Source organism: Streptomyces sp. NBC_01216, assembly GCF_035994945.1.
Lineage (GTDB): Bacteria > Actinomycetota > Actinomycetes > Streptomycetales > Streptomycetaceae > Streptomyces.
Genome location: NZ_CP108677.1, coordinates 2,713,303 through 2,726,229 on the forward strand (window position 1 = coordinate 2,713,303; position 12,927 = coordinate 2,726,229).

Sequence of the window (12,927 nt, forward strand, 5' to 3'; positions counted from 1 at the left end):
GATCCGCGTCCGGTGCGCGCGAAGGCCCCGTATCCCCGAGGGATGCGGGGCCTTCCGCATGCGCCCGGCACATGTGCCAGGATCTGAGGCAGCGTTGGCGGCCCAGGAGAGCGGGGATTGATGAGCGAGCCGAACCCTTACGCGGGCGGGGAGTACCAGTGGGGGCCCGACCGGCCGTCTGGGACGCCCCCGTACGGCTACCCGCAGGCGGGTACGCCCGGCTACGGCTACCCGCAGGCGGGGTCGCAGCCCGGCTACCAGCCGACCCTGCCGGGTGTCCCGGTACCGCCGCAGCACTCTCCGGCGGGGCCGGCCGGAGCGCCGCGGCTGAGCCTCGGCGACATCACGGTCGTCGGGGACCAGATCCACACCCCGGCCGGCACGATGCCGCTCAAGGGCGCGGTGTGGAACGCCATGGACATGTCGCGGACCGAGGAGAAGATCCCGACGGTCGCGATCGTGCTGGCCATCGTGTTCGCCCTGCTGTGCCTGGTCGGCCTGCTGTTCCTCCTCATGAAGGAGAAGAAGACGACCGGCTTCATCCAGGTCACGGTGACCAGCGGTGGGCGGCACCACGCCACGATGATCCCCGCGACCGGACCGGAGACCATCCACTGGGTGATGGGGCAGCTCAACTTCGCCCGCTCGATGAGCGTCTGACGGGTTCACCCGCTCCGCGGCGGGCGCACCCGTCCCGCTCCCGGTCCCCGGCCGGGGGGCCGGCGCCGGAGCGGCTCACCCGACCCGCCGCGCGCGAACCCGCAGCCGCAGGTACGGCCGTGCGCCGGGGTCAGCCGTGCCAGGACCGGGGCCCGCCCGGGGCCTCCGCGACCAGCATGATCCTGCGGAGCATCTCGTTGAGCTCGGTCCGCTCGTCCTGGTCGAGGACGCCGAGCAGCCGGTACTCCTCGTGACCGAGGACGTCCATCGCTCCGAGCCAGGTCTCACGGCCGGCGGCGGTGAGTTCGACCAGGACGCGCCGACGGTCCGCCGGTGACCGGAGACGGCGGACGAAGCCGCGCTCCTCCAGGGCGTCGAGCCGGCCGGCGAGCGAGGCGGGCGCCAGGTCGAGATCCTCCGCGAGCACGGAAGGGGCGGCCCGGCCGCCCCGCCCGGCGAGCCGGTGGAGCGTGTCGAACTCGTGGCGCTCCAGGTCGAAGTCGACGAGCGACTGCTCGCGCACCCGGCGCAGATGGACCGAGAGCTTCTTCATCCGGGTGACCGCGCCCTCGACGACCGGGTCGAGTCCGGGCAGGACGGGCTGCCAGCGCGCCACGTGCTCGTCGGTCCAGTCGCGCCGCGCCGGCTCCGTCGGCTCGATCGGCTCCATGGCTCGATCGTACGTCCCCGACCCCCATCCCTCGCCTCCGAGACCGCCGCCCGCGGCGTCCGCGGCCGGGCCTCCTCCGCCGCCGAGTACGGCGGAGGCCCTGCCCCCGAACGGGTCCAGTGCCGCGTCAGGCAACCGCGTACGGCCAGCGTCCATCCGCTTGGCGGCGGGCGACCTCAGTCGTCGTGGTGGTCACCACGGACCCGTCCGACATGAGTCCGGTGACGGTGGCCTCGCAGGTCGTCACGGCGAGGTCGCCGAGCTGTCGGATGTCGCGCAGGTCCGGTGCCACGTGTGCGCCGGCTTCGACGTAGCCACGCGGACTCGCGGACTCGCGGACTCGCGGACTCGCGGACTCGCACGGAGTGTCTCCGGGTCGCAGACCACGGTGCCGGGTTGCGGAACGAGGATCGCACCGGGCTCACAGAACCCGACCAGAGCGTCCAGGTCGCCCGCCGCGAGGTGCTGGACGAACAGCTCTCCGAGGTGCTCCGGCGTGGCGGCCGCGGGAGTCCTGCCGGAGGTGACCGGCTGGTCGCCCCAGCCGTTGTTCGCGATGAGGTCGTGCCACTCGGGGACGGTTCCGGCCGGCAGACGGCGGCGCACCCGTGCCCCGGGGAAGCTGCGGGATCGTATCCGTGGTGGGCAGAGCGATGGCGTCCCAGACCACCCCCGAAGGCCGTCCACCGCCCCTTCCGCCTGCCCTCGGACACCAGACTTGAACATGTTCAATCCAAGGTCTACAGTCATACCCATCAGCTTTTGAACACGTTCAAGGGAGGGTGGGGCATGGACCTCACTGTCGTCGCGTACATCACCTATCTGCTGATCGCCGTGGCCCTGACCGTCTGGGTCGCGCGTACCCTCAGCCGCAACGGGAAGGTCTTCCTCGCGGACGTCCTGCAGGGGAACGAGAAGCTCGCCGACGCCGTGAACCACCTCCTGGTGGTCGGCTTCTACCTGGTCAACTTCGGCTTCGTGGCCCTCTATCTCAGCCAGGACGACGCCGTCGTGGACGCCCGCGCGCTCTTCGAGGCCCTCTCGGTGAAACTGGGCGTGGTCCTCCTCGTCCTCGGCGTGATGCACCTCGGCAACGTCTACGTCCTCAACAAGATCCGCCGCCGGGGCGTCATGGAGCGCGAGCAGACCCCGCCGGTGCCGCCGCAGGGCTGGACCACCCCCGGCAAGGGTCCCTGGACCCCGCCGGCGCCGGGCGCGGGCGCGCACGCCGGGGCGTGAGACGGTCGTGACGACACCGACCGGCGGCCCGAGGGTCCCCGTACGGAGCCTGACGGTGCTGTACGACGCCCAGTGCCCGCTCTGCGTCCACCTGCGGCACTGGCTGCTGCGCCAGCGCCCGCTCGTGCCGCTCCACCTCGTACCGGCCTGCTCCCAGGAGGCACGGCGCCGCTTCCCCGGCCTCGATCACGCCGCCACCCTGCGGGAGATCACCGTGATCGGGGACCGGGGACAGGTCTACCGCTCCACCTCCGCCTGGATCGTCTGCCTGTGGGCCCTGGCCGAACACCGGCCCCGCGCGCACTGGCTGGCCACCCCGGCGGGGCAGCCCTTCGCCCGGACCACGGTCCTGGCCGCCGCGCGGTGGCGGCAGGCGCTCCGGACGGACGGGCCGGACTGCGCGGACGGACGGTGCGAGGTGCCCGTCCCGCCCGGACGGCACAGGGAGGGGCATTAGGCTCGGGCACTGTGAAGGAAGAGCAACCCGCCGAGCCCGCCGTCGGCCACGACGCCCCCGCCGCGACCGGCTCGGCCAGGACCCCGGCCAAACAGCCCAAGAGCGAGCAGACCCGCACCCTCATCCTCGAGACCGCGCTCCGGCTCTTCAAGGAACGCGGCTACGACAAGACGACGATGCGTGCGATCGCCCAGGAGGCCGGGGTCTCGGTCGGGAACGCGTACTACTACTTCTCGTCCAAGGAACACCTCGTGCAGGGCTTCTACGACCGGATCGCCGAGGAACACCAGGCGGCCGTCGAAGGCATCCTGGGTAGCGGCGAGAAGGACCTCGCGGCCCGCATCCGCGGCGTGCTCCTCGGCTGGCTGGACATCGCCGAGCCGTACCACGAGTTCGCCTCCCAGTTCTTCAAGAACGCCGCCGATCCTGACAGTCCGCTCAGCCCCTTCTCACCCGAGTCCGAGGGTCCGCGCGAGGCGGCCATCGACGTGCACCGCCGGGTCATCGCCGGCGCCTCGGTGAAGATCGACCCCGAACTGGCCGAGCCACTGCCGCAGTTGCTGTGGCTCCAGCAGATGGGCCTGGTGTTGTTCTGGGTGTACGACCGCTCGGAGGGCTGTGCCAACAGCCGGCGGCTGGTCGAGCGGCTCTCCCCGGTCACCGCCCGAGCGATCCAGCTCTCCCGCTTCCGGCTGCTGCGCCCGCTGGTACGGGAGACCCACGACCTGCTCGCCGACTTCATGCCGACGGCGGCGGGGATGGCGGCCTCGGGCATGCCGACGCCGAAGACGGCGAAGACAGCCGAGGCGGGCGAAGCGACCCAAGCGGGCGAGGCGGGCGAGGCGCCCGAAGCCGCCGGGACGGCCGAGCCGTTGAAGCCCGCGAAGAAGGCACGGCCGACGAAGAGGACACGGCCGGCCGGAACGTAGGAGGGCACCCGGCCCGGTGCGGTACGGACGAGGGCCCCGGGTCCGTGCGGTGCACGGACCCGGGGCCCTCGAAGTGTCTCGCGGCCGGGAGACACTCAGATCCAGCCGAGTTCCCACAGGCGCCAGATACCGGTGCCGTCGGTGAGGTACTGCGATCCGGCGACGTCGTCCGTGGCCAGCACGTAGTCCTTCTTCTGCCAGAGCGGTACCAGCGGGACGTCGGTGGCGACCTCCGTCTGGATGGCCTCGAAGTCGCTGGAGGCGGCACTCCGGTCGCTGTACTGCTGCGTGGCGGAGATCAGCGAGTCGATCTTCTTGCTGGTGAACCCGTTGTGCATGGCGTTGCCGCTGCCGACGAGCGGCGCGGTGAAGCTGTCGGAGTCGGGGAAGTCGGGGAGCCAGCCGACGGGGTAGGCGTCGTAGTCGCCCTTCGCGTACGCCTTCTGGAAGTCCTTCCAATCCGCCGCCACGAGCTTCACCTTGAACAGCCCGGTCTTCTCCAGCTGCCGCTTCAGCTCGGCCGCCTCGGCGCCGTAGGTGGCGTCCTTGCGGTAGCCGAGGGTGAACGACACCGGCGTCTCGACGTCGGCGGCCACCAGCAGCCTGGTGGCCTTCGCCTTGGACGGCTCCGGGTAGACGTCGTAGAAGGACGTGCTGTGCCCGTTGAAGCCCTGCGGGATGAGGGAGTAGAGCGGCTCGACCGTGCCGCGGTAGGGGCCGGTGACGATCGCCGGGCGGTCGATGACGGCGGCGACCGCCTGGCGGACCGCCTTGTCCGACATCGGGGAGCCGGGCTTCACGTTGAAGTACAGGTTGCGGATCTCGGCGGTCTGCGCCTCGGTGACGCGCGCGTTGCCGTCGCCGCTCCCGCCCAGCGAGGCGAGGAACTCCGGCGGCATCTGCCGGTGCGTCACGTCGACCTGTCCGGTCTTCCACGCGGACGCCAGGTCCTCGGACTCCGTGAAGTACCGGACGACGACCGCGCCGCCCTTCTTGGAGACCGCGCCCCGGTAGTTCGGGTTCGGCTCCAGGCGCGCGCTCTCGCCGGGCTTGTAGTCCTTGAGGACGTACGGCCCCGAGCCCTCGACCGTGGTGCCCTCGCGGAGCTGCTTCGCCGGGTACTGGGTGTGGTCGACGATCGATCCGGCGCCCGTGGCGAGCTTCAGCGGGAAGGTCGCGTCCCGGTCGCTGAGGTTGAAGGTGACCGTCTGGCCGTCGGAGACGATGCTCTTCAACGTCGGGAACAGCGGGGCGGGTCCGACGTCCGCCTTGATGCTCATCATTCGCTCGAAGGAGAACTTGACGTCCTCGCCGGTGACCTTGCGGCCACTCGCGAAGGTCAGGTCGCCACGGAGCTTGCACTGGTACGTGGTGAGCTTGGCCCCCACGAACTTGCAACTCTCGGCCGCGTCCGGAACCGGGGTCGTGAAGCCCGGCTTGAAGGTCAGGAGCGACTGGTAGACGTTGCTGTACATCGCCCACGAACCGGCGTCGTACGCACCGGCCGGATCGAGAGAGGTCACCTCGTCGGTCGTGCCGACGGTGATCGGATCGGTCCGGACGTCGTCGGACGGCAGGAGTTGCCAACCTCCCACCCCGGCGGTCACGAGAACTCCACAAGTGATGAGGATCCGCAGACGGACCTTCGACCGCATTGCCGTGCTTCCTTTTTTCGAGCCCACCCCTGCCGCGACGGCACCCTGGCCCTGTCGCGATGGCGTCAGCCAATCACACGCAATTCACAAGTGGAAGAGTAAACCTTCACACCGCAGGTATATGTCCGGGATATGGGACTTCAGGTGACTGAGCAGCATGTATCGGCCTCCGCGCTTGGAGTGACACCTTCCGCTACGCCCGCTTCGACGCCAGCTGGACGAGGGTGATGTCGGAGGGCGCGCCGACCCGCACCGGGGGCCCCCAGGCGCCCGCGCCCCGGGACACGTAGAGCTGGGTGTCGCCGTACCGTTCGAGTCCGGCGACGGTCGGATTGGCGAGATCCGCGAGGTAGTTCCCGGGCCACAGCTGACCGCCGTGGGTGTGGCCGGACAGCTGGAGGTCGACGCCGTGCCGGACGGCGTCGTGGATGACCACCGGCTGGTGCGCGAGCAGCACGGCGGCCCTGGCCCGGTCGCGGTCGCCCAGCGCACGGCCGAAGTCGGGTCCCTGCCCCTCGCTCTCGCCGGCGACGTCGTCGACACCGGAGAGGTCGAAGCCGGCGGCGATCTCGACTCGTTCGTTGCGCAGCGGACGCAGGCCGAGTTCGCGGACGTGGTCGACCCAGGCGTCGGCGCCGGAGAAGTACTCGTGGTTGCCCGTCACGAAGAAGGAGCCGTGCCGTGCCGTGAGCCGGGAGAGCGGCTCGGCGGCCCGCCCCAGGTTCTCCACCGTGCCGTCGACGAGATCGCCGACGACGGCGACGAGATCGGGCTGGGCTGCGTTGATGGAGTCGACGATGCGCTCGGTGTGGGCGCGGCCGAGGATGGGCCCGAGGTGGATGTCGGACACGACGGCGATCCGGTAGCCGTGCGCGGCGCGGGGCAGCCGGGCGAGCGGGACGACGACCCGCTTGACGCGCGGCCCGCGGAACACACCGTAGGTCCCGTATCCGACGGTCCCGGCGGCGACCGCCGCCGCCGTCCCGCCGACGACCCGCGAGACGAAGAGCCGCCGGGAGACGGCACCCGGCCCCGCCGGGCCGGCCGCCGCGGAGGCTCCGGCGGCGGACCCGTCGTCCGCCCCCGCCACCGTGGGGCCGCCGGACCGGCCCGCGTCGCCGGGGTTCTCCGGCGCGCCGTCAGGGGCGCTGTCCGGGGCGTCGCTTCCGGAGCCGGCCGCGCGGACGGTCTCCTCCGCCGTTCCGGCGTCCGTGGACCGGTCGGCGCCGAGGACGCGTGGGTCGGCCGACGGGGCGTCGGAAAGGCCGGTGAGCAGGGTGCCGCCCGCCTCGGCGGGGGCGGCGGCGCCGGAAGCCGCCCCCCGGGACGGCGCCGGGCGCGGCGTCCCGGCCGGGCCGGTGGGCCGTCCGCGCTCCGGGGCGGCGGGGCGCGCTCCGTCGGCGGAAGCCGGCGGGGAGTCCGCACCGGCCGGCCGCACCGCCCCGGCGGAGGCCGCCCGGCGGTCCAGCTGACGACGCAGCAGCGGCCGGACCGCCTCACCGGCGACGAGGGCCAGCGTGAGGTACAGGAGCAGGGCGAGCCAGAGGAAGCCCGGCCAGGCCACCGCCTGCTGAAGCCGGAAGGGCGCTCCGGCGCGTGCGGAGACCAGGGCGGCCACCGAGAGCAGCGGCAGCAGGAAGGCCGCCGCCGTGCCCAGGCGGCGCGCCAGGCTCCCCCGCACCGTCACGTCGCGCACCAGGCGCCGCCACACATACCAGTGGACCCCGCCCAGCAGGGCGAGGACCGCGATGAGGACCAGCAGGATGACCAGCACGCGCCGTGACTCCTTATCCGCGTGCGCCGCACCGTGCGCGCACGTCACACCAACCGATCTCGCCGGTCACGGTCCCCGGAAGGAGGGACGTGAGGGCGAGTGGCCGACGGACCCGTCGTCGGGCCGTCGGGAGGCCCGCGCCGTCGGGGGCCCGGCCGTCGCCGTCCCGCGGGCCGTCGGCGTGGCCCCGGAACGGCCGGCCCGCACCCCCCGGCGGCGGGCCGGGAGCCCGCCGGTAGGACACTTGGGGGGCACGCCCCTTCCGCAGCAGAGGACGCCGCTCGATGAAGCTCAGCCGCCCCGTCTCCTGGTTCCTGCTCGCCTTCGGCGGGTGGTCCTGGATGATCTGGACGACCTTCGTGAAGAACCTGGCCCAGGACGCGAGCGGGCTCGCCTTCGAGGACGGCGCCCCCACCGCGTACTTCTGGGTGCATCTCGCCTTGGCCGTCACGTCGTTCATCCTAGGCACGGCGATCGGCGTGATCGGCTTCCGGGGTCTGCGCGCCCACGCGGGGCAGCCCCGGCAGTGAGAGCCCGTCGGATGGCCTTCGACCGGTCGAAGGCCATCCGACGGGCTCTGAGCCGCGGGGCCCCGGGCCCCGCGGCTGGGGCACGCGCGGCCCCATCGCCCCGGACGGTAGGCACCCGGAGCCACGGTCCGCACCGGCCGGCCCCTGTCCGCCCGCTGGTGGAGTACGCGCCGCCCCGGTGGCCGGCGCCGGGGGACCACCGCTCGCGCCGGACGCGGGAGCGTCCCCGCGACGGGACTCCCCCGGAGCGCCGGACGGGGAACGCAACCCCGCGGCCGTCCGGGCGCTCTTCAGAGGGAAGGCGGAACACGGACGGCCCGAACCGTCGTCCGCTCCCACTCCTGGTTGCCCGATTCCCCAGGCCAGTCGGCCGTGAAAGGTTGTCCGGATGATCGAGCCCCGCACCCCGAAGGCGAGCCGGAAGCGGGAGGCCGGCCGGCCGGGCTGCCCGCCCCCGGCGGCCCCGCGTACGGGTGGACGGCCCGGGGTGAACCGCCCGGCGGGGTTCGGTTCCCTGATCGATACCTGTACGTTCTCGATCGTGTCTGCTTCGAGAAAGACCGCTTCGGCGGTCACCGCCGTCGCGCTGCTCCCGCTGCTCACCGCAGGCCCGGCACACGCGGACGACAAAGAGGACAAGCAACCCAAGCCGCCCGCCGCCATGTCCACGGTCGGCGGGGCGCTGCTGGGCAAGCCCGGCACCCAGGTCCGGCTCGCCCCCGGCGTCCCGGTGCTGCCCAAGGACCTGAGCGGCCGTTCCTGGGTCGTCGCGGACGCGGAGACCGGGGACATCCTGGCCGCGCACAACCCCCACTGGCGCCTGGCCCCGGCCTCGACCCTCAAGATGCTCTTCGCGGACACGGTCCTGCCGAAGTTCCCCCGGACGGCGACCCACACCGTCACCCCCGAGGACCTCGCGGGCATCGGCGCCGGCTCCAGCCTGGTCGGCATCAAGGAGAAGCAGACCTACACCGTGCACGACCTCTGGCTCGGTGTCTTCCTCCGCTCGGGCAACGACGCCGTGCGCGTGCTGTCCGCCATGAACAACGGCATCGCGCAGACCGTGGCGGACATGAACGACCACGCCCAGGAGCTCCAGGCACTGGACACCACCGTCGTCTCCCCGGACGGATACGACGCCCCCGGCCAGATGTCCTCCGCGTACGACCTCACCCTGATCGCCCGCAGCGGCATGCAGAAGGCGGACTTCCGGGAGTACTGCTCCACCTCCCGGGCGGCGTTCCCCGGCGAGGAGAAGCAGGGCAAGAAGCGCGAGACCTTCGAGATCCAGAACACCAACCGGCTGCTCACCGGTGACCTCGGCGTGGCGCCCTACCAGGGCATCGCCGGTGTCAAGAACGGGAACACCACGCACGCCGGCGCGACCTTCACCGGCGTCGCCGAACGCGACGGCAAGGTGCTGCTGGTGACGGTGATGAACCCGTCCTCCAAGGAACAGCACGCGGTCTACAAGGAAGCCGCCCGGCTGCTCGACTGGGGGTTCGCGGCCTCCGGCAAGGTGACGCCGGTCGGCGAGCTGGTACCGCCGAAGTCCGCCCGGACCGGCACGGACACGGACTCCGACCGGGGCTCGGACGGCACGGCGCCCGCCCCGGGCAAGAACGCGCCCGGTACGGACACCGCCCAGGCCGTCGCCGAGGGGAAGTCCGGCGGCGCCGGAATCGCCCTCGGCGTGGCCGGCGGGGTCCTGCTGCTGCTCGCCGGCGCGGCCTTCCTGGTCAATCGCCGCTGGCCACAGCCGGAGCCGGCGCGTCCCCCTCAGCCACAGGACGAGGACGTGACCCCGTAGCCGTCCAGGCGGCGCAGAACAACAGCAGCTTCGCGTTGAAGTTGATCCACAGGAGCAGGGCGACCGGAACGCCGAACGCGCCGTACATCGACTTCGCCGCGACGCCGCGCATGTAGCCGCCGAGCAGCAGTTTCAGCAGCTCGAAGCCGACCGCCCCGATCACCGCCGCCACCACCAGGCGCCGGCGGGGCGGCCGGACGTCCGGCAGCAGTGTCAGCAGGTACAGCAGAATGAGGAAGTCCGCGACCGCGCCGACGGCGACGGCCGCGGACTGGAGCAGGAACCCGCCCGCCCCGCCGTGGGAGACGCCCAGCTGGTCGGCGCTCCAGTCGACGGCGGTGGAGCCGAGCCAGGAAGCGGCGAGGGAGCAGAGCCCGACGGCGCCGAGCCCGAGCAGCACGCCGGCGTCCTTGCCCTTGCGCAAAACCGGGTTGCCCGCCAGGTCGTCGAGCCCCCACACGGCGCGCAGGCACTCCCGCATCGACCCGATCCAGCCGATGCCGGTCAGCAGCAGCAGCGCGCCGGCCACCAGCCCGATGGTGGCCGCGTTGGCCACCAGGCCCCCGATATCGAGCTGGTCGGAGATACCCGGCACCTGCTCGGAGATGCCGTCCTGGATCCGGTCGAGCTGCTCGCCGCTGAGCAGGGCGGCGCCGATCGCCGCGGCGACGGTGATCAGCGGGAACAGCGCGAGGAAGCTGATGAAGGTGATCGCGGCGGCGAGCCGGCTCCAGTGGGCCTCGTCGAGCGTCTCGTACGAGCGCCAGGCGTGCGTCCGCGTGAGCCGGGCGACCCAGGGGCCGATGACGGGGAGCTTGGTCAGCCAGTCCATGTCGTACGTGTACCCCTTGAACCACTGGTCGAGAGCCTGTCGGACGGCCGCCGACCGCCCGGCCAGAGGCCACCCGACAGGCTCTGAGCGGACGCCGGGCGTCCGGCCTCCCCAGAATCGCAGACGGGAGGCGAGGAGCCCGCCGATCCCCCGCCCTGACGGGGTGTCGTGACAGGGGCGAAGCCCGCCCGACGCGGCACCAGTAGGGCGTGTTGCGGAAGTAGCCGCGTCCGCCCGGAGGGCGGGGAGGGACTTCCGCAACACGCCCTGACTCAGAACACTAGAGGTTGCCGACGATCTTCCTCGGGCTGAGCCGCACCACGACGCGCGTGCTGTCCTTGTCCGCGTCCGGGTTGAACTGGCCGTAGTCCTTCCCGGTGTACTTCCGGGACAGCTCGTCGATCAGCTCCTGCCCTCCGTCGGTGGTCAACGTGACCTCGCCGCGCAGCTCGGCGTAGGTGTACGGGTTGTCAGCGGGGTTGACGAGTACGGTCACCCGGGGGTCCCGGGCCATGTTCAGGGCCTTCCGCCGGTCCTGGGTGGTGGAGAACAGCAGGTCGTCGCCGTCCCGCGTGACCCACACGACGGACTGCTGCGGACTGCCGTCGGGCTGGACGGTACTCACGACCGCGAACACCCGCGAGTCCAGCAGGCCCTTCACGCGCTCCGGCATCTCGACCACGACCACTCCCGATGTCACCCAAAGATCCGACAGGAGCACCCAGGGTAACGGCGATCCGGGTGCGGCGTGCGCCGCCCACCCTCGCGCGGGCCACGGGAAGGGCGACCGCGCCCACGGATCAGGACTCCCGGACCTCCGGCCGTCGCGAGCCTCTCGCCGGTCCCGCCCGGACGACGGACGGTCCGCCCGCGACGGCAGGGGGCGCCCTTCTTCCGACAGTCCTCTCATCGCCCGTTTCGACGAGCCGCGGGGCAATCCCGCCATAAGCGACAAGAGGGGCGATACGGTCGCCTCCATGGCCGCCGAGACCGACCTCGCCCCCCGCTACTCCGCCATCGAGGACGACGACGAACCCCTCACCGGCTGGGGCCGCACCGCGCCGACCCTGGCCCGTGTGCACCGTCCCCGCACCCACGAGGAGGCCGCCCGCGCCGTCCTGGCCTGCGGGGCCCGTGGCGCGATCGCGCGCGGCCTCGGCCGTGCCTACGGCGACGCCGCCCAGAACGCGGGCGGCTGCGTCCTGGACATGACCGGCCTGGACCGCGTCCGCGGCATCGACGCCACCACCGGCCTCGTCGTCTGCGACGCGGGCGTGAGCCTGCACCGCCTGATGGAAGTCCTGCTGCCGCTCGGCTGGTTCGTGCCGGTCACGCCCGGGACCCGGTACGTCACCGTCGGCGGAGCGATCGGCGCGGACGCGCACGGCAGGAACCAGCACGTCTCCGGCTCCTTCTCCCGCCATGTGGCCGGGCTCGAACTCCTCACCGCCGACGGGCGGATCCGGACCGTCCTCCCCGGCACCGACCTGTTCGACGCCACCACCGGCGGCATGGGACTGACCGGAGTGATCCTCTCCGCCACCCTGCGGCTGCTCCCCGTCGAGACCTCCCTCGTCCGCGTCGACACCGAACGCGCCCGCGACCTCGACGACCTGATGGAGCGGCTCACCGCCACCGACCACCGGTACCGCTACTCCGTCGCCTGGATCGACCTGCTCGCCCGGGGAGCGGCCACCGGCCGGTCCGTCCTCACCCGCGGCGAGCACGCCCCCTACGACGCCCTGCCCCGCCGCGCCCGGCGGGCGCCCCTCGCCTTCCGTCCCGTACAGCTGCCCGCCGCACCGGCGCCGCTGCCCGGGGGACTGCTCGGACGCACCACCGCCCGCGCCTTCAACGAGTTCTGGTACCGGAGGGCCCCGCACCACCGCACCGGCCGGCTCCAGCGGATCTCCACCTTCTTCCACCCCCTGGACGGCGTTCCGCACTGGAACCGGATCTACGGGCGGGACGGCTTCGTCCCGTACCAGTTCGTCGTCGGTCACGGGCAGGAGGAGGCCCTGCGCCGCGTCGTGCGGCGGATCGCGCGGCGCGGCTGCCCCTCCTTCCTCGCCGTCCTGAAGCGCTTCGGCGAGGGCGACCCGGGCTGGCTGTCCTTCCCGATGGCCGGCTGGACCCTCGCCCTGGACATCCCGGCGGGCATCTCCGGTCTCGGCACCTTCCTCGACGAGCTGGACGAGGAGGTGGCGCGGGCGGGCGGCCGGGTCTACCTCGCGAAGGACTCCCGGCTGCGGCCGGACGTACTGCACGCGATGTACCCGCGGCTCGCCGACTTCCGGGCGCTGCGGGCCACCCTCGACCCGCGCGCCGTCTTCACCTCGGACCTCGCGCGCCGCCTGGCGCTGTGATCCCG

General features: G+C 72.5%; 13 protein-coding genes. 7 read left to right on the forward strand and 6 right to left on the reverse strand.

The window, feature by feature from the left end:
* Positions 1–120: 120 nt before the first annotated feature.
* Positions 121–660 (forward strand): hypothetical protein, encoded by a 540-nt coding sequence (locus OG393_RS11605; RefSeq protein WP_327374588.1) that lies wholly within the window; start codon positions 121–123, stop codon positions 658–660.
* Positions 661–790: 130 nt separating this feature from the next.
* Here OG393_RS11605 and OG393_RS11610 read toward each other — a convergent pair whose 3' ends face one another.
* Both OG393_RS11610 and OG393_RS11615 read right to left on the reverse strand, forming a co-directional pair.
* Positions 791–1,330, reverse strand: a complete 540-nt coding sequence (locus tag OG393_RS11610) for a MarR family winged helix-turn-helix transcriptional regulator (protein WP_327374589.1) — start codon at positions 1,328–1,330, stop codon at positions 791–793.
* A 127-nt stretch (positions 1,331–1,457) separates the two neighbouring features.
* Positions 1,458–1,622: a hypothetical protein gene (locus tag OG393_RS11615; protein ID WP_327374590.1), complete on the reverse strand. Its 165-nt coding sequence runs from the start codon at positions 1,620–1,622 to the stop codon at positions 1,458–1,460.
* A 497-nt stretch (positions 1,623–2,119) separates the two neighbouring features.
* Between OG393_RS11615 and OG393_RS11620 the strand changes: the two genes are divergently transcribed.
* The 3 genes from OG393_RS11620 (at position 2,120) to OG393_RS11630 (ending at position 3,955) form a co-directional block, all read left to right on the forward strand.
* A complete protein-coding gene (locus OG393_RS11620; RefSeq protein WP_327374591.1) occupies positions 2,120–2,569 on the forward strand; it encodes a hypothetical protein in 450 nt (149 codons plus the stop codon).
* Between the two features lie 7 nt (positions 2,570–2,576).
* A complete protein-coding gene (locus OG393_RS11625; RefSeq protein WP_327374592.1) occupies positions 2,577–3,026 on the forward strand; it encodes a thiol-disulfide oxidoreductase DCC family protein in 450 nt (149 codons plus the stop codon).
* Positions 3,027–3,148: 122 nt separating this feature from the next.
* Complete coding sequence (locus OG393_RS11630) at positions 3,149–3,955, forward strand: TetR/AcrR family transcriptional regulator (RefSeq protein WP_327378393.1); 807 nt, start codon at positions 3,149–3,151, stop codon at positions 3,953–3,955.
* Positions 3,956–4,050: 95 nt separating this feature from the next.
* Here the strand turns inward: OG393_RS11630 and OG393_RS11635 are convergent, their stop codons facing one another.
* Both OG393_RS11635 and OG393_RS11640 read right to left on the reverse strand, forming a co-directional pair.
* Positions 4,051–5,610: an ABC transporter substrate-binding protein gene (locus OG393_RS11635; RefSeq protein WP_327374593.1), complete on the reverse strand. Its 1,560-nt coding sequence runs from the start codon at positions 5,608–5,610 to the stop codon at positions 4,051–4,053.
* Between the two features lie 193 nt (positions 5,611–5,803).
* Entirely contained in the window at positions 5,804–7,384 is a 1,581-nt protein-coding gene (locus tag OG393_RS11640; RefSeq protein WP_327374594.1) for a metallophosphoesterase, read from the reverse strand.
* 284 nt (positions 7,385–7,668) lie between these two features.
* On the opposite strand from OG393_RS11640, the gene OG393_RS11645 reads away from it, so the two are divergent.
* Positions 7,669–7,914: an SCO4848 family membrane protein gene (locus OG393_RS11645; protein ID WP_327374595.1), complete on the forward strand. Its 246-nt coding sequence runs from the start codon at positions 7,669–7,671 to the stop codon at positions 7,912–7,914.
* A 541-nt stretch (positions 7,915–8,455) separates the two neighbouring features.
* The gene (locus OG393_RS11650) at positions 8,456–9,724 is read left to right on the forward strand and encodes a D-alanyl-D-alanine carboxypeptidase family protein (RefSeq protein WP_327374596.1); all 1,269 of its coding nucleotides are present in this window, start codon (positions 8,456–8,458) and stop codon (positions 9,722–9,724) included.
* Here OG393_RS11650 and OG393_RS11655 read toward each other — a convergent pair.
* Both OG393_RS11655 and OG393_RS11660 read right to left on the reverse strand, forming a co-directional pair.
* Positions 9,654–10,556 (reverse strand): YihY/virulence factor BrkB family protein, encoded by a 903-nt coding sequence (locus OG393_RS11655; RefSeq protein ID WP_327374597.1) that lies wholly within the window; start codon positions 10,554–10,556, stop codon positions 9,654–9,656. The genes OG393_RS11650 and OG393_RS11655 overlap by 71 nt on opposite strands.
* Before the next feature lie 280 nt (positions 10,557–10,836).
* Positions 10,837–11,229 (reverse strand): PPOX class F420-dependent oxidoreductase, encoded by a 393-nt coding sequence (locus OG393_RS11660; RefSeq protein ID WP_327378394.1) that lies wholly within the window; start codon positions 11,227–11,229, stop codon positions 10,837–10,839.
* Between the two features lie 304 nt (positions 11,230–11,533).
* Here OG393_RS11660 and OG393_RS11665 point away from each other — a divergent pair, with 304 nt between their 5' ends.
* A complete protein-coding gene (locus OG393_RS11665; RefSeq protein ID WP_327374598.1) occupies positions 11,534–12,922 on the forward strand; it encodes an FAD-binding oxidoreductase in 1,389 nt (462 codons plus the stop codon).
* Positions 12,923–12,927: the final 5 nt, after the last annotated feature.

Bases quoted from the DNA above. Each gene is read 5' to 3' on its own strand.
- OG393_RS11655 (WP_327374597.1), bottom strand. From the start codon at position 10,556: ATGGACTGGCTGACCAAGCTCCCCGTCATCGGCCCCTGGGTCGCCCGG.
- OG393_RS11645 (WP_327374595.1), top strand. From the start codon at position 7,669: ATGAAGCTCAGCCGCCCCGTCTCCTGGTTCCTGCTCGCCTTCGGCGGG.
- OG393_RS11620 (WP_327374591.1), top strand. From the start codon at position 2,120: ATGGACCTCACTGTCGTCGCGTACATCACCTATCTGCTGATCGCCGTG.
- OG393_RS11660 (WP_327378394.1), bottom strand. From the start codon at position 11,229: ATGCCGGAGCGCGTGAAGGGCCTGCTGGACTCGCGGGTGTTCGCGGTC.
- OG393_RS11610 (WP_327374589.1), bottom strand. From the start codon at position 1,330: ATGGAGCCGATCGAGCCGACGGAGCCGGCGCGGCGCGACTGGACCGAC.
- OG393_RS11665 (WP_327374598.1), top strand. From the start codon at position 11,534: ATGGCCGCCGAGACCGACCTCGCCCCCCGCTACTCCGCCATCGAGGAC.
- OG393_RS11605 (WP_327374588.1), top strand. From the start codon at position 121: ATGAGCGAGCCGAACCCTTACGCGGGCGGGGAGTACCAGTGGGGGCCC.
- OG393_RS11635 (WP_327374593.1), bottom strand. From the start codon at position 5,610: ATGCGGTCGAAGGTCCGTCTGCGGATCCTCATCACTTGTGGAGTTCTC.